This window comes from Streptomyces halobius, from assembly GCF_023277745.1.
GTDB lineage: Bacteria > Actinomycetota > Actinomycetes > Streptomycetales > Streptomycetaceae > Streptomyces > Streptomyces halobius.
In genome coordinates, this window is record NZ_CP086322.1 from 1,659,075 (window position 1) to 1,681,032 (window position 21,958).

Consider the following 21,958-nt stretch of genomic DNA (forward strand, 5'->3'; position numbering starts at 1 on the left):
CCATCCGGCCGACCCGCATCGCGGCCGTCCGGACACGGCCCGACCGGGGCGTACCGGACCTCACCCCACTCCCATACCAAGCGGTCGGTAACATGCCGGCATGACCTCTTCGAGCACACTGCCCGCGCTGGCCGGCCGGCACTGTCACAACGTCGTGAACCCCTTCCACTCGACGCACTACTTCGCGCCGGAGTTCGCGGCCGAGCTCGCCACGGTGGGCCTGGAGAACCGCAGCGCCGGATACTTCGCCGCCCGGAGCGCGGCCATGGGCGCGGTGGGCCCCGGCACCATCACGGCGACCTTCTACAACTTCAACCACGAGCTCATCGCGCGCCACGTCCCGCACATCTGGTCCGTGACCACGCCCGAGGCCGTCCTGGAGGCGCGGCTGCGCGCGGCCGACGCCGCCCTGCGCCGGCTGCTCGGTGACGAGGCCGTGGCGTCCCCGGAGATGGCGGAGGCGGCGGAGCTGGCGCTGCGCGCCACCGAGGGCTGCACCCGACACGCCCGGCCGCTGTTCGCCGCGCACGCCGATCTGCCGGTGCCCGACGTGCCGCACCTGGCGTACTGGCACGCCACGACGCTGCTGCGGGAACACCGCGGCGACGGCCACCTGCTGGCGCTTTTGGACGCCGAACTGGACGGTCTGGAGGCGCTGGTCTCCCACCACGCCACCGGGCGCGGTATGAGCTACCACGGCGTCATGACGACCCGTGGCTGGTCGGAGGAGCAGTGGGCGGCGGCGCAGGACCGGCTGCGCGGCCGCGGCCTCCTGGACGCCGAGGGCGAGTTGACCGAAACCGGCATACAGCTCCGCAAGGATCTGGAGACCGCCACGGACCGGCTGGACCGGGCTCCGTACGAGCACTTGGGCGCCGAGGGCGTGGCCCGGCTCACCGAGCTGGCGGCCGGGTTCACCACGGCCGCGATGGACGCCGGGGCCTTCCCGGCGGCGCTGTTCGGCAAGGGCTGAGCCGTGGGCCGGGGTGTGCGTGCGGCTTCTCACATCCCGGCCCACCGGCCGGGCGGTGCGACAGCCCGGCCCGCCACCCTGCACAATGCAGGCTCAAGCAAGCGCTGGAAGGCGGGTCAGGATCAACGTGACGGCATCCACTGAGCCCATCGGGGCCCTCGGGTCCATCGAAGCGAGGATCGCCGGGGAGCTCGGCGTCAAGGAGCGGCAGGTGAAGGCCGCGGTCGAACTGCTCGACGGCGGCTCGACGGTTCCGTTCATCGCGCGCTACCGCAAGGAAGCGACCGAGATGCTCGACGATACGCAGCTGCGCTCGTTGGAGGAGCGGCTGCGCTATCTACGGGAGCTGGAGGAGCGGCGGACCGCGATCCTGGAGTCCGTACGTTCCCAGGGCAAGCTGGACGCCGCCCTGGAGGCGCGGATCCGCGGCGCCGAGTCCAAGGCGCGGCTGGAGGACATCTATCTCCCGTTCAAGCCCAAGCGGCGCACCAAGGCGCAGATCGCGCGGGAGGCCGGCCTGGAGCCGCTGGCCGAGGGGCTGCTGGGCGATCCGTCGGTGGAGCCGCTCGCGGCCGCCGCGGCCTTTGTCGACGCCGACAAGGGGGTCGCCGATACGGCCGCCGCCCTGGAGGGCGCGCGGGCCATCCTGACCGAGCGGTTCAGCGAGGACGCGGATCTGATCGGCGAGCTGCGCGAGCGGATGTGGTCGCGGGGGCGGGTCGGGGCGAAGGTGCGGGAGGGCAAGGAGGAGGCCGGCGCCAAGTTCGCCGACTACTTCGACTTCGCCGAGCCGTTCACCGAGCTGCCCTCGCACCGGGTGCTGGCGATGTTCCGCGGTGAGAAGGAGGAGATCCTCGATCTCACGCTGGAGCCGGAGGACCCGTCGGCGGCCACCGAGGGGCCCAGCTCCTACGAGCAGTCCATCGCCCGGAAGTTCGGCATCGCCGACCGTGGGCGGCCCGCCGACACGTGGCTCCTGGACACCGTCCGCTGGGCGTGGCGCACCCGGGTGCAGGTGCACCTCGGGATCGATCTGCGGCTGCGGCTGCGGCAGGCCGCCGAGGACGAGGCGGTGCGGGTCTTCGCATCGAACCTGCGTGACCTGCTGCTGGCGGCGCCCGCCGGGACGCGCGCGACGATGGGCCTCGACCCCGGTTTCCGTACGGGGGTGAAGGTCGCGGTCGTGGACGCCACGGGCAAGGTGGCCGCCACGGAAACGATTTATCCGCATGTGCCGCAGCAGAAGTGGGACGCTTCGCTGGCCACGCTGGCGCGGCTGGCGCGCGAGCACGAGGTGGAGCTGATCGCGATCGGCAACGGCACCGCCTCCCGGGAGACCGACAAGCTGGCGGCCGATCTGATCGCCGCGCAGCCCGAGCTGAAGCTGACGAAGGTGATGGTGTCCGAGGCGGGCGCCTCCGTGTACTCCGCCTCCGCGTTCGCCTCGCAGGAGCTGCCCGGCCTGGATGTGTCGCTGCGCGGTGCGGTGTCCATCGCGCGCCGGCTGCAGGACCCGCTGGCCGAGCTGGTCAAGATCGACCCGAAGTCGATCGGGGTCGGGCAGTACCAGCACGATCTGTCCGAGGTGAAGCTGTCGCGCTCCCTGGACGCGGTGGTCGAGGACTGTGTGAACGGTGTCGGTGTCGACGTCAACACCGCGTCCGCGCCCCTGCTTTCCCGCGTATCGGGCATCGGCTCGGGCCTGGCGGAGAACATCGTGGCGCACCGGGACGGCAACGGCCCGTTCCGCTCCCGCAAGGCCCTCAAGGAGGTGTCGCGGCTCGGCCCGAAGGCGTACGAGCAGTGCGCGGGCTTCCTGCGGATCCGTGGTGGCGACGACCCGCTGGACGCCTCCAGCGTGCACCCGGAGGCGTACCCGGTGGTGCGTCGGATGGTGAAGTCGGCGGGGGGCGACGTCGGTTCGCTGATCGGCAACGCTTCGGTGCTGCGCACCCTGAAGGCCGCCGATTTCGTCGATGACTCCTTCGGTCTGCCGACGGTGAACGACATCCTTCAGGAGCTGGAGAAGCCGGGCCGCGACCCGCGCCCGGAGTTCAGGACCGCGACCTTCAAGGAGGGCGTGGAGAAGATCGGCGATCTGCAGCCGGGGATGCTCCTGGAGGGTGTGGTGACCAATGTCGCCGCCTTCGGGGCGTTCGTGGACGTGGGCGTCCATCAGGACGGTCTGGTGCATGTCTCGGCGATGTCGAAGACGTTCGTCAAGGATCCGCGGGACGTGGTGAAGCCGGGCGACATCGTGCGGGTCAAGGTGCTCGACGTGGACATTCCGCGGAAGCGGATCTCGCTGACGCTGCGGCTGGACGACGAGCACGGCAAGGGCGCCTCGGCGGGCGGCGGCGAGCGGCGCGGCGGTGAGCGGCGGGGCGGCAACGGCGGCGGACCGCGCGAGGGCGGCCGTGGTGGCGCGCCCCGGCCGCGGCAGGGCGGCGGCGGGCCGCGCGGCGCGGACCGGCGCGGCGCGGACCGGCGTGGCGGCCGCGATGCCGGGCCGGTCAACGACGCGATGGCCGACGCTCTGCGGCGGGCCGGGCTGCTGGGCAAGGAGCGTGGCGGCCGCTGATGCCGTACCCCGACGGCGGTCGGCGGTAGCGGGAGCATCTCTCGCTGCCGCCGGGGCTGATCGACGCGGCGCAGGCCGAGCGGGTACCCGACCGGCTCGGCCTGCGCCGCGGGGGACGGGCGGAGCGGGCGGTCGCCCCGTCCGAGGCGCGCGAGATCCTGCGCGGCCGGAATGGCGAAGGCGGTCGCGACTGCCCCTGCGCTACGTACGGGCATGCCGGAGATCGCACCGGGCGTTCCCGGTGTCAGGTCGCGCCCGCGTACCCCCGGAGGCGCTCCAGTTCGGCGGCCACGTCGGTGAGCGTGGCGCAGTCGGGTACCGGCCGTAGCTCCGGAGCGGGTGTGCCGGTGGCCCGGCGGCGCGGGTCCTCCAGGGCGTCGGCCATGGCGGACAGCGCCTGGCACAGCCGTCGCGCGTCGTCGGGGCTCGGGTGTCGGGCACCGTGATCGAGGCGTACGGCGCAGGCGGTCGCGGCGTCCACGATGCGTTCGGACGCGGTGATGACGGACAGCCAGTCGGTGTCGCGGTCGCGGGCGGTGAGGAGTTCGGCCGCGGCGGTCTCCGCCGCGGTGCGTGCCTCGCCCAGCGCCCGGTAGGCGGCCCGGCGCAACGCCAGCCGCTCGGTGGGGTCCTGGCCCGGTTCCGACTCCAGGACGTGGCGGAGGAAGCGTGCGGCGGCGCGGAGGGCCGCGGTCACACGCTGGCCGATGCGGCGGCGCGGGTCCGCGAGCCGTGGCAGATGGCCGACGACGAGCACGATGCCGCAGGCGATCGAGGTGTCGACGATCCGCTCGGCGGCGGCCTGCGGATCGCCGCTGACGTGGACGAACGACAGCACCATCAGGGTGATCGCGACGGTCTGCAGCGCGAAGTGGCGGGTGGCGAACGGCAGTAGCGTGCCGCCCGCCCCAGCGGCCAGCACCGGCCACCACGAGCCGGTCAGCAGCGGCCCGGCCCCGGCGAAGAGCAGCACCCCGGCGACGGTGCCGACGAAGCGGTTGACCGTACGGGAGAAGAGCGGGCCCAGGTCGGGCTTGACCAGGAAGGTGGCGGTGGCCGGGAGCCAGTACCAGTGCTCGGCGCGCAGCAGCAGGGCCACCGCGACGCTCGCGGCGATGCAGACGGCGACCCGTAGGCCGTAGTCCCGTCCGGCGGGGCCGAGAACGCTCCGCCCGCGCCGCGTCGGCCGGCTGACGACGTCCAGCGCCCGGCGGGCCATGGACACCCAGGCGGGACGGTGGGACGGCGATGACGACGGCGCTCCCGGGCCGGGTCGCGGCGCCACCGCCCCCGTAGCAGCGCCAGGTGCCGAAGCGGCGCTACGCATCGAAGCCACGCTGGCCGCGGGATAAGGCCGGGACAGCGGCTCGGGCCGCGCGAAGGCCACCGCGGCATCGAGAAGTGCCTGGTCGAAGGCGCCGCGCGCGGCCGAACTGGCCTCCGGGGCGGACAGCCGTCCCGGAGGGCGTCCGGTGCGCAGCGCATCGGCGAACCGCCGAGGGCTCTCCGCGACGCGGGGCGGCAGTGGACGGGCCTCCCACAGGAGCGCGACGCTGGCCTCGCACAGCGTCGTCGCCGCGGCGAACCGCTCGGCGAGCAGGAGCTCCTCCGTACGGGGGCGGCGACGCAGCAGCCGACTGGTCAGACGGTGCAGCCGCAGGGCCTCGTCCGCCCGGTCCAGCGCGGCGGTCAGCCGTCGTCTGGCGGGCTCGGCACCCGGCCCGCCGACCGCGCCCAGGGCGTCGGCGAGCGCGTCGAAGACCGTGGCGACCGCCGCCCGCTCGCCACTGAGCGCACCGCCCACAGGACGCGGTGAACGCAGCACAAGGCGCAGCAGAAGCAGCCACAGACATCCGGCGAGGACATAGAGCGCCTTGGCCCAGGGCGCGCCCGGCAGCGGCATACCCGCACCCAGGATGGTGGCGGCCAGCATCTGCATGCCCGCGGTGGAGCGTACGGGCCCGGCCACGCTGCCCGCGCCGGAGACGAAGCCGACGGCGAACAGCGCCGGAACGATCCACCAGCCCGCGTCGGCCGCCTGGAGCGAGGCGCCGATCAGCATGCCGAGCGCCGCGGCGAGGGCGGGCAGGCCGATGTGGACGATCCCGGTGCGACGCGTCCCGAGGCGGTCGTTGACGCCCGCCAGCATCGCACCGAGCCCGGCCAGCACGCCGGCCGCCGGGTGGCCGGTCGCGATCCCCGCACCGAGCAGCGGCCCGGCGCCCAAGGCACCGCGCGCGACGGCCGCCCACGGGACGGGCAGCCGCTGCCAGCGGAACGGATGGGCGAGCCACGATGGCAGGCTGCGCTTTGCCTGGACCGACCTACTTGCTCGTCGCATTCGGCTTCCCGCCGTTGTGGTTTCGCCTGCGGCGGGCCGGCGCCCCACGTTGTCGGCTGTCCCGCCGTGGGGTGTTTCGCCGTTGCGCCTGCGGCGGGCGTGGGTTGTTCGGGTGCGGTGACGGGCCTCCGGACTCCGTCCTGCGGCCCGTCACCTCCCGACGGTGGGGGAATAGGGCCGGTGGGGGCTCATGTGATCTGTCAAGCCTAAGTGATCGTGCCGACAGGTCGCACCTGACCGCCGACGTCTGCCCCCAACTGGTTTTCTCCCCACTCCCTCGGGAGGTGCTGGTCCGCAGAACGGAGTCCGGAGGTCCGGCGCCGCTGCCGAACAGTCCCGCGCAGCGGCAACAGCCCACCGCAGGTGCAAGGCGGGACAGCCGACAACGTGGGGCTCAGGCAAAGCGCAGCGGACAATCATGTCGGCTCAAGCCGAACGCAGCGCACGCCCCCCGTAGTCCGCGCCACCACATACCCCTCCCCCGTCATCCCTTTCAGCCCGAACACATGGCGTCCCGCCTCCAGTTGGCCGTCGAAGAGCTCGGTCGTACGGGTGCGGCAGAGCCGGTCGAGGCGATATCCGGTCAGCCGGACCCGGCAGGGCGTGGCGACGGTCAGCACGGCCGTGCCGCGTTCCGTGTCGAGCCGCAGCAGCCGGCGTTCGTCCTGCGGGCAGCGGTCCAGCGCCTGTTCGATCTGCGCGACGGCCAAGGGGACGATCGGCGCGAGGCCGTCGACGAGGACGGCCGTCGATCCGGCGTCCGCGAACGCCTGCCGTACCGCCGCGCGTCCGGTCTCCCCCATCCCGCGGCCGAGGGCCACCGCACCGTAGGAGCGGAGTTCGTCCGGTGCGGCGTCGGCCACGTCACGGGTGATCTCCGCACCGATGCCGGTGCCGCGCAGCGCGGCGGCCAGCTTCGTCAGTGCGGCGGCGCGCCGTCCGATGAGCAGGACCCGGAGAGCGGGCCGCGCCGGGCCTTCGGCGCCGGATGCCAGCAGTTGTTCCAGCGCGGCCCGGTACTGCGCGCCCTCGAAGCGGAACGGCCCGATTCCCGTATAGCCGTTGCGTCTCAGGTCCACGGTGTCGTCCGTCTGCCAGGCGAAGTCGCGCCAGACGAAGTCGGCGCCGTCGCGTTCGACGACCGCGGTGACGGCGCCGCAGGCCGGCCCTTCGCACTCGGGGCAGCCGTAGATGACCCGGCGTCCGCTGTCCGGCACCGGGCCGGCGTCCTCCAGCAGAAGCCGCCGCACCTGCGCGGCGAAGAGTGAGGGGCCCAGGTCGGCGGCGAGCGGCGAGACCGCGTCGAGGTCGGCGAGGCGCAGCAGCAGCGGCTTGCCGTTGATGCTGAAGTCCAGAAAGTCCCGGTGGGTTTCATAGGCACCGGTGGGCAGCACACCACCGGGGCGCATGGCCGGCGCCAGCCCGAAGGTCGCGTATTCCGCAGGTTCCGCAGACATGTCCCGAGTATTCCCCGCAGGGGGTGTGCCCAGAACGCTCCCTCGTGCCCATGCGCACCAGGGGTTAACGTCCCGTCATGACGAGTGATGTGCGTGACGTTCTGGTGATCGGTGGCGGTGTGATCGGCCTGACCTCGGCGATCGCGTTGGCGGAGGACGGGTTCCGGGTGCGGTTGGTGAGCCGGGACGCGGCCGCGGAGACGACATCGGCGGTGGCCGGCGCGCTGTGCTGGCCCTATCGCATCCACCCGTACGAGGGGGCGGTGCGCTGGTCCGTGCGTACCTTCGAGGTGCTCGCCGGTCTGGCCGGGCGGCCGGAGGAGACCGGCTCCCGCATGGTGACGGGCACGATGGCGGACGCGATGACGGACGCGGCGAACGGGCCGGCGGCAGAAGCGGGAACAGGAGGAACGGGAGCGGCAGGAGGGGCCGCCATGGGCGGTGGTGACCCCCTGCCCGCGTGGTACCGCGCCGTTCCCGGCCTGCACCGGGCGCGCCCGGACGAGCTCCCCCCGGGGTGCGCCTCCGGATGGCGGGCCCGTACCCCGCTCGTCGACATGCCGGCCCATCTCCGCTATCTGGAGCGGCGGCTGGCGGGCGCCGGGGGCAGGGTGGCGCGGCGGACGGTCGCCTCTCTGGAGGAGGCGGGCCAGGAGGCCGCGGTGGTCGTGAACTGCACCGGACTGGCTGCGCGGGATCTGGTGCCGGATCCTGACGTACACCCGGTCCAGGGGCAGTTGGTGATCGTGGAGAATCCCGGCATCGAGGAGTGGTTCGTCGCCGCGGACGAGGGCTCGGCGACCACGGCCTACGTCCTGCCGCAGCCGTACGGCGTGGTCCTCGGTGGTACGGCGTACGACGACGTCTGGTCGCTGGAGCCGGACCCGGCGGTGGCGGAGGCGATCGTGGCGCGCTGCGCCCGGCACTTCCCGGAGCTGGCGCGGGCCCGGGTGCTCCGGCACACGGTGGGGCTGCGGCCGGCCCGCCCGGCGGTGCGGCTGACGTCGGAGTGGCTGTCCGGCGGGGCGCTGTGCGTCCACAACTACGGGCACGGCGGTGCGGGAGTCACCGTGGCGTGGGGGTGCGCGGACGAAGTGGTCCGGATGGTGCGGGCGGCCTCGGGACTGTCCGACGGGTCAGGGTCGGAACGGTCCTGAGTGGCCCGACGGACGGCGGAGGGCCGGGGCGGCCCGGCCCTCCGCCGTGAGGGTGTCGCCGCTACTTCCCGCCGTCGGTGTCCTCCGGGACGGCCGTGGCGCCGGAGGCTTCACCCCCCGTCCCCGGGCCGATCTGGAACTCGAAGTCGCCGTCGTACTGCTCATGGCCCGTGATGACGGCCATCTCGACGGCTTCCTCGCCCTTCTGGCCGCGCTCGACCAGCTCATCGCTGCGCAGATCCCGCACGAGCGCCCAGCACATGATGACCATCACGAACAGGAACGGCACCGAGACCAGGATCGTCAGATTCTGCAATCCGGTCAGGGCGTCGCCGGATCCACCGCCGATCAGCAGCATGATCGCGGCGACCCCACCGGTCGCCACACCCCAGAAGATCACCACGATCCGGGTCGGATCAAAGGTTCCCCGCTGCGACAGGGTGCCCATGACGACGGACGCGGCATCGGCCCCGGAGACGAAGAAGATGGCGACCAGGATCATCACCAGGACGCTGGTGACGGTCGCGATCGGGTACTGATTCAGCACGTCGAAGAGCTGGCCTTCGGGGGTCGTGGACCCGCTGAGCTGCCTGTCGTCCTGCAGCTTCATCGCGGAGCCGCCGAACACCGAGAACCACACCAGACTGACCACGCTCGGTACGAGGATGACGCCGCCGATGAACTGACGGATCGTCCGGCCGCGGCTGATCCTGGCGATGAACATGCCCACGAAGGGCGTCCAGGAGATCCACCACGCCCAGTAGAAGACGGTCCAGGTGCGCAGCCAGTCGGCCGCGCCTTCACCGCCGCTGGCCTCGGTACGGCCGGCCAGCTGCGGCAGCTCGCCGATGAACGACGCGACGGAGGTCGGCAGCAGGTTGAGGACGAGGATGGTCGGGCCGACCACGAACACGAACACCGCCAGTATCAGCGCCAGCACCATGTTGGTGTTGGACAGGTACTGGATGCCCCTGGCGACGCCGGAGACCGCGGACAGGATGAACGCGGTGGTCAGCACGGCGATCACGCCGACCAGCAGGGCGGTGCTGACGCTGTCCATCCAGCCCAGCACCTCGATACCGCCGCCGATCTGCAGCGCGCCGAGCCCCAGGGAGGCCGCGGAGCCGAAGAGGGTGGCGAAGATGGCCAGGATGTCGATGATCCGGCCGCCCCAGCCGTTCACCCGCCGCTTGCCGAGCAGTGGGGTGAGCACCGAGGCGATCGTCTGCCGCCTCCCCCGCCGGAAGCAGCTGTACGCGATGGCCAGCCCCACGACCGCGTAGATGGCCCAGGGATGCAGCGACCAGTGGAACAGCGTGGTGGCCATCGCCGTGTCCATGGCCTGGGCGGCGTCCTGGGGGTCGGTGCCCGGTGGCGGCCTCATGAAGTGCCCCAGCGGCTCACTGACGCCGAAGAACATCAGGCCGATGCCCATGCCGGCGCTGAACATCATCGCGATCCAGGACACCGTACGGAATTCGGGTCGCTCGCCCTCCTTGCCGAGGATGATCCGCCCGTACTTGCTGACGGCCAGCCAGATCGCGAAGATCACAAAGCCGGAGGCGGCGAGTACAAAGGCCCAGCCGCCGTTGTCGATCACCCAGTTCAGCATCGTGGTCGATACGTTCTTGAGCGATGCGGTGGAGGTGACGCCCCATGCGATGAACGCGAGCGTCAGCAGCGCGGTGACGCCGAACACCACGCGGTCGGTCTGTGGGGGCCTGGCCCGGTGGGAGTCGTCGGGTCGGTCCGCCGTGGCGGACGCGCCACCTCCGTCTCCCGTGCCCTTGGCTGTGGGCGACAACGTCTTGACCTTTCAATTGACGATTTCCCCTACCCGTTACCCCCTCCTACCACACCGCGGCAGACCCGCACCGGGGCCGCGGCCGTAAGGCGATAACCGGCCCGCCCGTCCAACAACAGCGGCACCAGGCCGCGCAGCGACTGGCGCAGGGGGATCACGGCGCCGTCTCCGTCCCGCTTCCAGGACACTCCGTGCAGTGCCAGCGCCCCCTTGGTCCGGGCGAGTTGTGCGGCGTCGAGGCGATAGGCGCAGGGCGGGTCGGCCAGTGTCTGCTCCTCGGAGGCGGGATCGTTGTCCGCGCCGCCGAGGTAGACCGGGCCCCGGTCGGCGAATCCGGCGAGCCGCGCCCAGGTCGTGGCAGCTTCGACGCGGTGGCGATGCTCGTCGAGGAAGGCGAGGGCGCCGTCCAGCGCCGCCTGTTGTGAGTGCACCCGGCGCCGGTTGTTGAGCGCGGGGTCGGCCTTCTCGGCGTCGGTGAGGGGGTCGACACGGGTTTCGACGAGCAGACCGACCGAACCCTTCACGCCCGCGGTGTTGCGCAGGATCCGTTCCTGGCCGTCGCCCGCCACCTGCTTGATGGGGTCACCGGTCTCCGGGTCGGTCCAGATGCCGTAGACGCCCGTGCTGTAGCCCGCCTTCTGGACGGCGGGCCCGACGAAGTCCCGGGACAGCGCCGTGGCTTCGCGGTGCACCGCGTCCGCCGTGTTGAGGTTGCGCGGCCACAGGGACAGCACATCCTTCCTATAGTACGGCACCGTGGGACCGTACTCGTGCAGGTCGTAGATGGTGTCGGGGCGGTAGTCACGGATGACCGCGGCCATCGCGCGGGCCTCGGCGGTCTTCAGGGAGAGGTGGTCGCGGTTGATGTCCGCGCCGTTGGCGTTCTCACGGGTGTCCGCGGCCCGGCCGTCGGGATTGGCGGTCGGGACGACCAGCACGCTGGTGTGTTCCAGGAAGCGCCGGGTGGCCCGGTCCCTGGCGTAGGCGAGATCGCGGATGGTGGTCAGACATGCCTCGCGCCCGGAGGGCTCGTCGCCGTGCTGGGAACAGATCAGCAGCACGGAGCTGCCGCGCCGTACGTCCTGGGGGCGCTCCGGGGCCGGGGCACCGATCCGGGCGAGCTGCACGGGGCGGCCCTGCTGGGTGACGCCGATCCGGTCGACCCGTACCCGCGGTGTGGCGTGGTCGACGGCCGCGAGGAAGTCCTGCTCCTCGGGCAGGCTGGTCCAGCGGGCGCCGTCGCTGGTCTCGAAGCCGGTACGGGGCGGGTGGCCGCCGGCCGCGCCGGTGGACGGGGCCGGGCCCATGGCGAGCGTGGCCGTGAGGGCGACGGCCAGCGCCCCCAGGACAGGACCGCGGGAGCGAAGTGTCACGGGTGCCTCCTGGGTCGAGTGATCAACGTCCGAACGGTAGATGGCTGATCGAGCGCGGCGGGGCGATCCCCTCCAGCGGCGCTCCCGTGCCACCCGCATGGCGCGACGCGTCCGCCGTGGCCCGCGCGAGGGCCGGAGCGCCGCCGGTCAGCGGCAGTTCGGCGGACGTACGGGCCAGATCGAGGGTGAGCCGCGGCCGGGAGGGCGGCGGTTCGATCAGGCCCGCGTCGGTTCCGGCCACGATGAGCGCCAGGCGGTGTCCGGCGGGCACGACGTGGTCGGCGGCGGTCAGGTCCAGCGTGATGGTGTAGGGCTTGCCCGGGGTGAGCGGGCGGCCCTGGTGGGGATCGGCGTGGTTACCGAGGTCGGCCCAGCCGCGGGCGAAGACGGAGTGCGCCACCTTCCGAGTGTCCGCGGCGGTCTCCCTGAAGCACCCGGTGTCGCCCGTTGTGCCGGCGCCCCAGCAGGTGCGCTCGTCGAGGGTGGTGATGCCCTCGCCGTCGGCCGCGTAGTCGCGGATGGTGTCGGGGCCGAGGTCCACCAGGACGGCGGAGAGATGGGCGGTCGAGGTGGTCGGGGTGGCGGTCACGGTCACCGTGCCGGAGCCGGACAGCCGCAGGGGCGCGCTCAGCGGCCCGGTGCGGAATCCGGCCTTGGCGGGCGTCGGTTGGTCGATATGGGCGGCCCAGTCGGCCTCGCTGAGCCTCGGGTCGTCCGTGAAGGTCTCGGTCGTGCCCTGCGGCGCGGGCTCGGTGCCCAGGACGCCGACGCCCGGTGTGGTCCCGTCGCGTGGCCGCAGTGTGGTGGCCGCGGTGCCGGGCGCGGGCCACCGGGCGTCGGTCGACCAGGTGTCGGGGGCGCGTTCGACGTCCGCCATCGGGGTGCGTTCGATGCCGTTGTCATATCCCATCAGATAGTGGTCGAACCACTGGTGGAGGGTCTTCACCCAGTCGGCCCGGCGGAAGTCGAAGGGGTCCACATGACCGGTCTGGGAGAGCCAGATCTTGCGCTCGACGCCGTGCCGGGCCAGGGCGTCCCACCACTGGCCGAAGTGCTTCGTACGGACGTTGAGGTCCTGCATGCCGTGGACCATGAGGACGCTGGCGCGGACCTTGCCCGCGTCGGGGACGTAGTCACGCTCGGCCCACAGGTCCGTCCAGTCGCCGCTGCGCGGGGCGCCCTCGACGAGCCTCTGCTGGACGGCGTCGCAGCTCCGTTGCGCGTCCGCGCTTTCGACCCGGTGGGCGAGGGCGTCGGGGCCGCCTTCGTAGAGCGGGGCGCCCTTGGCGAAGTAGTAGTCGTACCAGGAGGAGATGGCGGCGATGGGGACGACGGTCTTGAGCCCCTTGACGCCGGTGGCCGCGACGCCGTTGGCGATGGTGCCGTCCCAGCTCTTGCCGATCATGCCGGTACTGCCGTCGGACCAGTCGGCGGTGACGGGCCGTCCTCCCGTACGGGTGCTGTAGGCGCGGCCCCGGCCGTTGAGCCAGTCGACGACGGCCTTCGCCGACCGGATGTCGGAGCGTCCGCCGACGTCGACACAGCCGTCCGAGCGGCTGGTGCCCGCCAGGTCGACGAGGACGGTCGCATAGCCGCGGGGGACGAAGAAGTTGTCGTAGAACAGCGGGAACTGGACCGGCCGGCCCTGCGCGTCGTAGGTCTTCTTCTGGCTCTCGTTGCCGCGTCCGCAGCAGGAGTAGTACGGGCTGGCGTCCATGATCACGGGTATCCGGCGGCCCTGCTGCGCGGGTTCGTGCGGCCGCACAATGTCGACGGCGACCCGGTCGGTCCTCCCGTCCGTGTCGCCGTCGAGCCCGGTGTCCACCCAGACCGCTTCGCGTATCGCGCGGTCGTAGGAGTAGACGGGTCTGCTCTCGCCGAATCCCGGCTGCGCGGCGACGGGCCCGGTCAGGGCGGACATCAGGGCGACGACGGCCGCCACCACGAGCGCTTTCCACGGAATGCGGGTGCCCCGCGCACAATTCGTCACCCGCCGGACGGTAGCGCGGCCAACTGCCGTGCGTAAGAGTGCGGGTGAGTACGGGAGGGCGGCCGGTGGCGGATGACCGGCGGGGAGGAGCCGGGGACCGATGGCGGTTCATGTCGGTCATGTGTCAGATGAGCCATGTACATGGCGGTGACTCGTCCGACTGCATAGGGTCTGAAACGCCATCTCCCCTACGAGTTGGAGGACTCGTGCGTCACAGACTCCTCGTCCCGGGTGCGGCCGCACTCAGCCTGCTGCTGGCGATCCCGGCATCGGCGGCCGACTTCACTCCGGGCGCTCCGGGTGTAGGCGACTCCTACTACCCCGAGAGCGGAAACGGCGGATACGACGTTTCCCACTACGACCTGCGGCTCAAGTACCAGCCGAAGACCGACCGGCTGGAGGGAACGGCGACGCTGCTCGCCACCACCACGCAGAACCTCTCCCGCTTCAACCTCGACTTCGGCCTCAAGGTCAGCGAGATCCGGGTCAACGGCAAGAAGGCGGCATTCGCCACCTCCGGCAAGCACGAGCTGGAGGTCACCCCGCCCGCGCCCCTGGAGAAGGGCAAGCGGATAAGCGTCGTGGTGCGCTACGCGGGCAAGCCCTCCGAGCTGAAGATCGACGGCTTCACGGCCTGGGCCCGTACGCCCGACGGTGCGGTGGTGGCGCAGGAGCCGCACGGCTCCGCATGGTGGTTCCCGGGCAATGACCACCCCACCGACAAGGCCACCTACGACGTGTCGATCGCGGTCCCGGACGGCACCCAGGCGCTCAGCAACGGCATCCTCGCCTCGGAGACCTCCAAGCTCGGCTGGACGCGCTACAACTGGCGCTCGGACAAGCCGCAGGCGACGTATCTGGCCACGCTCGCCGTCGGCAGGTTCGACATCACCAAGGACACCACCGCGAACGGCCTGCCGGTGATCAACGCCGTCAGCAAGGACCTCGGCGGGCACACCGGCTCGGCGAGCGCGAGCATCGAGCGCACCACCGAGATCACCGAGTGGCTGGAGGGCGTCTTCGGTCCGTATCCGTTCAACGCGGTCGGCGGCTATGTACCGAACGTCCCGGCCGGGTACGCGCTGGAGACCCAGACCCGCCCGTTCTACGGGAAGCGGGTCTTCGACCGGGGTTCCAACGTCTCCGTCGTGGTGCACGAGCTGGCACACCAGTGGTACGGCGACAGTGTGTCGGTCAAGGACTGGAAGGACATCTGGGTCAACGAGGGCTTCGCCCGTTACAGCCAGTGGCTGTGGTCGGAGAAGGAGGGTGAGGGCACGGCACAGGAACTCGCCGACTACGTCTACGCCCAGCACCCGGCCGATGACGCGTTCTGGACGGTCAAGCCCGGCGACCCCGGCGCGGACAAGCAGTTCGACATCGCGGTCTACGACCGGGGCGCGCTGACGCTTCAGGCGCTGCGCAACAAGGTCGGCGAGAAGGTGTTCTTCGACATCCTCAAGACCTGGCCTACCGAGAACAAGTACGGCAACGGCTCGGTGGCCGACTTCGTGAAGTTCGCCGAGAAGAAGTCCGGCAAGCAGCTGGGCGACTTCTTCGACACCTGGCTGTTCCAGCAGGCGAAGCCGTCGGCGGGGGCCGCGAAGCGCACGCTCGGCGCGCAGCAGGCACCGGTCGCACAGCCCAAGTCCTGGAAGAAGATCGCGGCCACGAACACCGTGCACGAGCACGAGCACAGCCACTGATCCGGTCGGAGCCGGGGGGCGTCCCCGGCTCCGTTCGTGCCTCATGACGCGCGTCGTCCCTCGTTACGCGCTTCGCCTCTTTTTACACGCGCTTCGTCCCTAGTGACGCACGCGCCGCCCGCCGGGCCCGGCGCGCCATCGGCATGAAGCGCAGCCGCTCCGGAAGCACGGGCACCACAACGCGCACGACCCGGCCGAAGCGGCGCAGCCGGCGCTCCTGGGCGTCGGTCCACTCCAGCCCGATGGCGCGCCGTGCGTCCGGCGGCATCAGCCCGATCGTGACGAAGCGCCGGAAGCGCAGGAACCGGGGCAGGATCACCGGCCAGGCAAACCTGAGCAGCAGGCGCAGCCACCGCGGGCCGCGGTCCGGGGGCGGCACCGGCCGGTCCGTGGAGATCAACTCCCGTACCACTGCGGTCTCTTCGATCTCGTTGTCGAGCATCTTGCGGTAGTACGGCCAGAACTCCTCGATCGTCTGCGGCATATCGCGGTCGTTGATGCCCAGGACCCGGCCGACCTGCAGCCACTCCGCGTACAGCTGCCGCTCCTGGGCCTCGGTGAAGGGGCGGCCCAGATACCGCTGACCGTGCCGGAAGACGGGGTAGCCGGTGGCGTGCACCCAGGCGTAGTGGGCGGGGGTGAGCGCGTGGTACGTGCGGCCGTGGGCGTCGGTGCCCTGGATGGTCTTGTGCAGCCGCCGCAGCCGGCGTCCCTCCTCGGCCGCGTCCTCCCCGCCGTACACCCACTGCTGCAGCGAGACCAGCGACCGTTCGCCGCGCCCCCACGGGTCGGTACGGAACACGGAGTGCTCGTCCACGCCCGCGCCCACCGCGGGGTGCGCGACCTGCATGGTCAGTGCGGCGGGCAGGGTGAGCAGCGTCCGGATGTCTCCGACCAGCGACCAGAGCACTCCTCCGGGCGCTGGAGGCTGCGGTCCGTTTCGCACGGAATTCGCGTCATTCATGACATTAATGATCATACGACGGCCCCTAGTGGACGTCGAGTGCTGGGGTCGGTGCCGGGCCGGTGGGTGTTCCAGTAGGCCATGAACAGGGCGGGGGCGATCCGCAGCGGTGGCGGCACCAGCGCCATGAGACAGCGCACCAGCCGGGCGAAGCGGCGCAGCCGGCGCTCCTGCTTCGGCGTCCAGGCGAGGCCGAGTCGGGTACGCAGCACCGGCGGCAGCACACCGATGGTGACCAGCAGCGCATAGTGCGCGGCGACGGCGGCGAACGGCCGCCACAGGATCGCCGGCACCCAGCGGACCGGCGGCTTCTGTGGGCGGGCCAGTTCGTCCAGGACGTCCTGGACCGACTGGTTCATCTCCAGCCGCTCCGCGACCATCGCGTCGTAGTAGGCACGGAAAGACGCCCAGTCGGGCGGAAGGTGATGGCCCTTCAGCCCCCAGACCCGGCCCACGTCCCGCATGTCGCGGTAGTACTCCTCGGTCTCCTCCGCCGTCAGCCCCCTGCCGAAGAGGCGCAGCGCATCGACCGGCCCGCGGACGAGGGTGGCGTGCACCCAGTGGTACGCCTCGGGGTGCAGGGCGTGGTAGCGGCGGCCCTGTGCGTCGACGCCCTTCATCGTCCGGTGGGCCTCGATCAGCCGCCGGGCCTCGGCGGTGGCGGCCCCCTGGCCTCCGTAGATCACGGTGCTCAGCGAGCTGACGGTACGGAACAGCCGCTGCCAGGGCTCGTCACGGAAGGTGGAGTGGTCCTCGACGCCGGCGCCGACCACGGGGTGCGCGACCTGGAGCAGCAGCAGCTGAGGTGCCGTCAGGAACGCCCGGGTGTCTCCGAAATACCGCCAGGCCGCACCGCCGCGCCGAGGTGCGCGTACCTGCGCGGCCGGCCCGCGCGAGGCCGCCTCCGGTGCCGGTTCGAGAGGGCTGTCGGCTGGTGTCGGGGTACTCATCCGGCCTCCTTGGTGAATCCGTGTCAGCAGTGTTGACGCGGCTTATGAAACAAGTCAATAGTCCTTGTAACATTGACTCACCCGTCGGGAGGCACCCCGAAATGGCCGCGAAAGCACGCGAGTTGAGCCCCGAGGGACGTACGCACTGGAAGCGGACCGCCGTGATGCTGGTACCCGGTGTGGCCTGCGTCGGAGCGGTCGTCATCGCCCTGGCCCAGGGCGCGATGGCGGCCTCCTTCGCGGTCTCCGGCAAGAACTTCAAGGTCTCCGCCGACGAGATCACCGGCCGTGGCATCTCCAGCTTTCCGTCCTCGCTCGGCAGCAAGGACGGAAAGGGGCACGCCGTCCTGCTGGCGGGCATCAAGTCCGGTACGGCGAAGGGGGTCTGCGTATCGATGAAGCAGCGGCTGCCGCTGGTCGGCGAGGTGTCGCTGATCGTACGGTCCGGTGCCGAGCGGCCCATCTCGGGCGAGCATCTCGTGGTCAACGCCGACGCGCTGACCAGCAGCGGCGGCCGGGTGACCGGGGTGCAGGCGGGTCGGGACGCGTCAACTCTCACCGCCGCTCCGGGGGTTACCGGCCCCCGGGGACTCTTCGGGGTCCAGGCGAGCACCGCCGTCGCCCGCGATGTGCGGAGCACCGCCTGGGCCTCGAACGGCGGCTCGCTCACCCTCGACAAGGTCGAGATCGAGCTGAGCCATACCGGCAAAGAGTGCTACTAGCCGAGGGGAGCCGATCTCGTGATCACCTTCGTTCTCGGCTTCCTCGCCGAGCTGGCCAAGGAGACCGGTAGCTGGCTGGACCGGATACTGCCCGCGCCCGGGCTGCGCGGACCGCTGCGGTCCTGGCGGCGCAGGCGTCCGTTCTGGGCCGGGCTGTGGACCATCGCCGGCGGCCTGGAACTGATCGTGCTGCCGCTCGCCCCGCTGCCGTTGATGCTCAGGGTCGGGATCGGCGCGATGTCCGCGATCGGCGTCGGTCTGGTCCTCATCGCCGGCGGGCTCTTCTTCCTCTTCGCCCCCGCGCAACGGATGTTCATCTCCGTCGTCACCGCCATCGCCTCGCTGGTCTCCCTCGCCACGACCAATCTGGGCGGCTTCGGCATCGGGTGCGGGCTGGGGCTGCTGGGGTCGTCGATGGCCTTCGGGTGGCTGCCGCACGAGGGGGCGGTGACCGCGCGCCCAAAAGCGCGTGAGGTCCGGGCCGTCCGGCGGATGCCGGGCGCCCGGGCCTTCCTCCCCGCCGTCCGCCCTGCCCTCGCCCTGATGCTGCCGCTCGCGCTCGCCGCCGGGCTGGTGGCGGCTGTTCCGGAGCCTGCGTCGGCCGCCCGTCCGGCCGTCGCCGAGGCAGCCCGGTCCGGTGACCCCGATGACTCCCGCGACGCGCGCGATCCCCGCGACACCCCGGCCGAGGTCTCCCTCCCCTGCCTGACCGGCGTGGACACCGGCGGCGCCGACAACCCCGACCCCACCGGACCGCCACCGTCCGGCGAGGACCGCCCCACCCCACCTGCCAAGACCGCGAAGCCCGGCACCGTCGGCTCCCCCGACGACCTCACCGCGCTCAAACCTCCACTGGTCATCGGCGACCAACCGGGTCCCGGCCGGGCCGGCTACCCCGTCAGCCCCCACCACCCCACCGTCGACGCCACCCGCCTCACGGCCACCGACGCGATCATCCACGGCACGACCTATCTGCCCACCGTCGGCGGCGGCCGGATCAAGGTCCTCTGGGTGCACGCCGCCCGCATCGTCGCCGACGACTACCATCTGGAGGTCAAGGGCCCCGACGGCACCACACACGTCCTGGACGTCCAGCTCGACATCCGCAACGTCGACGTCTACGCCACCTACCTCAAGGGCTCCGTCGAAATCCCCTGGCTCAAGGTCAACACCCCGCAGATCTGCGTCGGCGCGGACATCATCCCCGCCAATCTCCCCATCGCCGTCCAGCTCCCCGAACTGACCATGGAACCGGTCACCGCGGGCCAGGTCCTCGTCGACGCCGCGGACGTCCGCTACACGGTCCTGCGCAGCCGCTAGCAGCACTAGCACTCGCTAGCAGCGCCAGAAATCCGTTAGCGGCGCTAAAAGAGGAGTCGCTAGCGGCACCGGCAATCGCCGGCAGCGCTGGCAGCGGTGAGCAGCGCCGGCAATCACTCACGGCCGTGAGCACTGCCAGCGCAGTCGTGCACAGCGCGGCAACCGTTCGCCTACCTTCAGGAGGTGCCCGCCCATGGGCCGCTACAGCCGCCTGCGACAGATCCGCCGTATGGACCCCGAGCGGGACTTCGAGCAGATCTTCCGCTGGATCACCCAGTACGAATTCCCGTGGGACTACGCCCAGGGCGTCTCCATCGCCTTCCTCCGCGACTACGGAGTCCCCCGTATATCCCAACTCCTCGACCGGACACAGGAGTTTGAGCGCGCGGGACAGAAACGCTACGACGACACGGTGCTGTTCGGCTACGAGATGTCCGTCGAGGGCTTCGACTCCGAGCGGGGCCGGGCCGCCGCCCGCCACCTCAACCGCATCCACGGCACATACCGGATCCCCAACGACGATTACCGCTATGTCCTGGCCACCACGGTCGTCGGCCCCAAACGCTGGATCGACCGCTTCGGCTGGCGGCCGCTCTGTGCCCAGGAGAACCAAGCCCTCGCGCTGGTCGGCCACAAGATGGCCACCATGATGGGAATCGAGGGCGCGCCCCGCACCATGGCCGGTTTCGAGAAGCTGCTCGACGACTACGAGGCCGAAATGTTTGCCTACGACCCGGCCAACCACCGGGTCGCCAACGCCACCTTCCGGGTGATGGCCGCCTGGTACCCGGCCGCGCTGCGCCCCGCCCTCGCCCGATTCTCCCTGGCGCTGCTCGACGAACCCCTGTTGCGCGCCCTGGGCTTCCCTCAACAGCCGGCCTGGCTGAGGACATCGGCCGCACGAGCGCTACGGCTCCGCTCCGCCTTCGTACGCCTCACACCGGCCCGCCCCGAATCCCGTCCCGGCCTGGCCGCACCCCGCTCCTACCCCTTCGGCTACACACTCGACGACCTCGGCCCCGCCTGGGCCCAGCACCGCCCTCTCAAGCCGCTCCCCTGCGAGGACGCTTCATGACCGTTTTCACCTCCCACTCCCCCGTGACCGGCGAACCGGTCGGCGAGCACCCGGTACACGGCCCCGAGGAGATCGGCGCCGCCGTCGACAGGGCACATGCGGCGGCCCGCCGCTGGGCCGCGTGCGGCTGGGCGGGTCGCCGGGCGCGGCTGCGTACCTGGAAGCGGTCGCTGGCCCGGAGGATGGACGAATTCGCGGAGCTGATCAGCGCCGAGACGGGTAAACCGGTCCATGACGCGCGGGCCGAGGTGCTGCTCACCGTCGTCCATCTGGACTGGGCGGCGCGTAACGCCCGCCGGGTACTGCGCCGGCGCCGTGTCCCTTCCGGTCTGCTCGCCCTCCATCAGCGCGCCCTGCTGGACCGTCGTCCGCTCGGCGTCGTAGGGGTGATCGGCCCCTGGAACTATCCGCTGTATACCCCGATGGGCTCGATCGGCTATGCCCTCGCCGCCGGCAACGCCGTGGTCTTCAAGCCCTCCGAACTCACAGCGGGGGTGGGCGAGTTGCTGTCGGCGAGCTTCGCCCAAGCGGTGCCCGACCACCCCACTCTCCTCCAGGCCGTGACCGGGCACGGCCCGGCCGGGGAGGCGCTGGCCCGCTCCGGTGTCGACATGGTGGCGTTCACCGGTGCGCCGGGCACCGCCCGCAAGGTCGCCGCGGTCTGCGCCGAACGGCTCACCCCGCTGCTCGCCGAGTGCGGCGGCAAAGACGCCGTCCTGGTGGACGCCTCGGCGGACCTGGACGCGGCGGCCGACGCGATCGTCTGGGGCGCCATGGCGAACGCCGGCCAGACCTGCGCCGGTGTCGAACGCGTCTACGCCGTCGCCTCGGTCCATGCCGACCTCTGCGAGCGGATCGTGCACCGCGCGCGAGCGCTGCGCCCCGGTGCCGATCCGGAGGCGTGCTACGGGCCGCTCACCCTCCCCGGTCAGCTCGCCACCGTGGAACGCCATACGAAGGAGGCGCTGGCGGGCGGCGCCCACGCGGCGCACGGCGGCCCCGAGTCGATCCGTCCTCCCTATGCGCACCCCATCGTCCTGGCCGACGTCCCGGAGGACTCCCCCGCCATGCGCGAGGAGACCTTCGGCCCGACCGTCGCCGTCAACGCCGTCCGCGACCTCGACGAGGGCGTGGCACACGCCAACGCCGGCTCCTACGCCCTCGGCGCGGCGGTCTTCACCGGCAGCCGCCGCACCGGCCTCGCCCTCGCCGCACGCCTCAATTCGGGTGCGGTATCGGTCAATTCGGTACTGGGCTTCGCGGCCATCCCCGCCCTCCCCTTCGGCGGCTCCGCCGACTCCGGCCACGGTCGCATCCACGGCCCGGACGGCCTGCGCGCCTTCACCGCCCCCCAATCCGTCACGATCCGCCGCTTCCGCCCGCCGGTCGACCTGACAAGCTTCGCGACATCGCGGCGCTCAGCGGCCCGCACCATCAACCTGGGCCGCCGACTGCATACATAGCCCCAGCACCCGCTGTGGGCAGGCGTGCCGCAGGGCCATGGGGGTCCCCCTGCTCCTGCTGCCCGCCGGTGGGGTCCCGCTG

At 71.7% G+C, this 21,958-nt stretch carries 15 protein-coding genes; 8 read left to right on the top strand and 7 right to left on the bottom strand.

Going from position 1 to position 21,958, the window contains the following annotated elements:
• The first annotated feature begins 100 nt into the window (after positions 1 to 100).
• Positions 101 to 973, top strand: coding sequence for an SCO6745 family protein (locus K9S39_RS07960; protein ID WP_248862623.1), 873 nt, complete (start codon positions 101 to 103; stop codon positions 971 to 973).
• Between the two features lie 127 nt (positions 974 to 1,100).
• Positions 1,101 to 3,554: a Tex family protein gene (locus K9S39_RS07965; protein WP_248862624.1), complete on the top strand. Its 2,454-nt coding sequence runs from the start codon at positions 1,101 to 1,103 to the stop codon at positions 3,552 to 3,554.
• A 244-nt stretch (positions 3,555 to 3,798) separates the two neighbouring features.
• On the opposite strand, the gene K9S39_RS07970 is transcribed toward K9S39_RS07965, so the two are convergent.
• Both K9S39_RS07970 and K9S39_RS07975 read right to left on the bottom strand, forming a co-directional pair.
• A complete protein-coding gene (locus K9S39_RS07970) occupies positions 3,799 to 5,895 on the bottom strand; it encodes an FUSC family protein (RefSeq protein ID WP_248862625.1) in 2,097 nt (698 codons plus the stop codon).
• A 416-nt stretch (positions 5,896 to 6,311) separates the two neighbouring features.
• On the bottom strand, positions 6,312 to 7,352 hold the full coding sequence (locus K9S39_RS07975) for an oxidoreductase (protein ID WP_248862626.1): 1,041 nt from the start codon (positions 7,350 to 7,352) through the stop codon (positions 6,312 to 6,314).
• A 77-nt stretch (positions 7,353 to 7,429) separates the two neighbouring features.
• On the opposite strand from K9S39_RS07975, the gene K9S39_RS07980 reads away from it, so the two are divergent.
• On the top strand, positions 7,430 to 8,509 hold the full coding sequence (locus K9S39_RS07980) for an FAD-dependent oxidoreductase (RefSeq protein ID WP_248862627.1): 1,080 nt from the start codon (positions 7,430 to 7,432) through the stop codon (positions 8,507 to 8,509).
• 61 nt (positions 8,510 to 8,570) lie between these two features.
• Here K9S39_RS07980 and K9S39_RS07985 read toward each other — a convergent pair whose 3' ends face one another.
• The 3 genes from K9S39_RS07985 to K9S39_RS07995 form a co-directional block, all read right to left on the bottom strand.
• On the bottom strand, positions 8,571 to 10,313 hold the full coding sequence (locus tag K9S39_RS07985) for a BCCT family transporter (RefSeq protein WP_406707888.1): 1,743 nt from the start codon (positions 10,311 to 10,313) through the stop codon (positions 8,571 to 8,573).
• A 29-nt stretch (positions 10,314 to 10,342) separates the two neighbouring features.
• On the bottom strand, positions 10,343 to 11,620 hold the full coding sequence (locus K9S39_RS07990; protein WP_248868650.1) for a M14 family metallopeptidase: 1,278 nt from the start codon (positions 11,618 to 11,620) through the stop codon (positions 10,343 to 10,345).
• A gap of 88 nt (positions 11,621 to 11,708) precedes the next feature.
• Positions 11,709 to 13,607, bottom strand: a complete 1,899-nt coding sequence (locus tag K9S39_RS07995) for a Xaa-Pro dipeptidyl-peptidase (RefSeq protein ID WP_248868651.1) — start codon at positions 13,605 to 13,607, stop codon at positions 11,709 to 11,711.
• A gap of 275 nt (positions 13,608 to 13,882) precedes the next feature.
• On the opposite strand from K9S39_RS07995, the gene K9S39_RS08000 reads away from it, so the two are divergent.
• Positions 13,883 to 15,382, top strand: a complete 1,500-nt coding sequence (locus K9S39_RS08000; protein WP_248862628.1) for a M1 family metallopeptidase — start codon at positions 13,883 to 13,885, stop codon at positions 15,380 to 15,382.
• 82 nt (positions 15,383 to 15,464) lie between these two features.
• Here the strand turns inward: K9S39_RS08000 and K9S39_RS08005 are convergent, their stop codons facing one another.
• Both K9S39_RS08005 and K9S39_RS08010 read right to left on the bottom strand, forming a co-directional pair.
• Entirely contained in the window at positions 15,465 to 16,346 is an 882-nt protein-coding gene (locus K9S39_RS08005; RefSeq protein WP_248862629.1) for an oxygenase MpaB family protein, read from the bottom strand.
• Between the two features lie 11 nt (positions 16,347 to 16,357).
• Entirely contained in the window at positions 16,358 to 17,296 is a 939-nt protein-coding gene (locus tag K9S39_RS08010) for an oxygenase MpaB family protein (protein WP_248862630.1), read from the bottom strand.
• A 101-nt stretch (positions 17,297 to 17,397) separates the two neighbouring features.
• Between K9S39_RS08010 and K9S39_RS08015 the strand changes: the two genes are divergently transcribed.
• From K9S39_RS08015 to K9S39_RS08030, 4 genes are all read left to right on the top strand, one after another.
• Complete coding sequence (locus K9S39_RS08015; protein ID WP_248862631.1) at positions 17,398 to 18,018, top strand: DUF6230 family protein; 621 nt, start codon at positions 17,398 to 17,400, stop codon at positions 18,016 to 18,018.
• Between the two features lie 18 nt (positions 18,019 to 18,036).
• Positions 18,037 to 19,338 (top strand): DUF6114 domain-containing protein, encoded by a 1,302-nt coding sequence (locus K9S39_RS08020; RefSeq protein WP_248862632.1) that lies wholly within the window; start codon positions 18,037 to 18,039, stop codon positions 19,336 to 19,338.
• A gap of 193 nt (positions 19,339 to 19,531) precedes the next feature.
• Positions 19,532 to 20,413, top strand: coding sequence for an oxygenase MpaB family protein (locus tag K9S39_RS08025; RefSeq protein ID WP_248862633.1), 882 nt, complete (start codon positions 19,532 to 19,534; stop codon positions 20,411 to 20,413).
• On the top strand, positions 20,410 to 21,876 hold the full coding sequence (locus tag K9S39_RS08030; RefSeq protein WP_248862634.1) for an aldehyde dehydrogenase family protein: 1,467 nt from the start codon (positions 20,410 to 20,412) through the stop codon (positions 21,874 to 21,876). Before K9S39_RS08025 ends, K9S39_RS08030 begins: the two co-directional genes overlap by 4 nt.
• Positions 21,877 to 21,958: the final 82 nt, after the last annotated feature.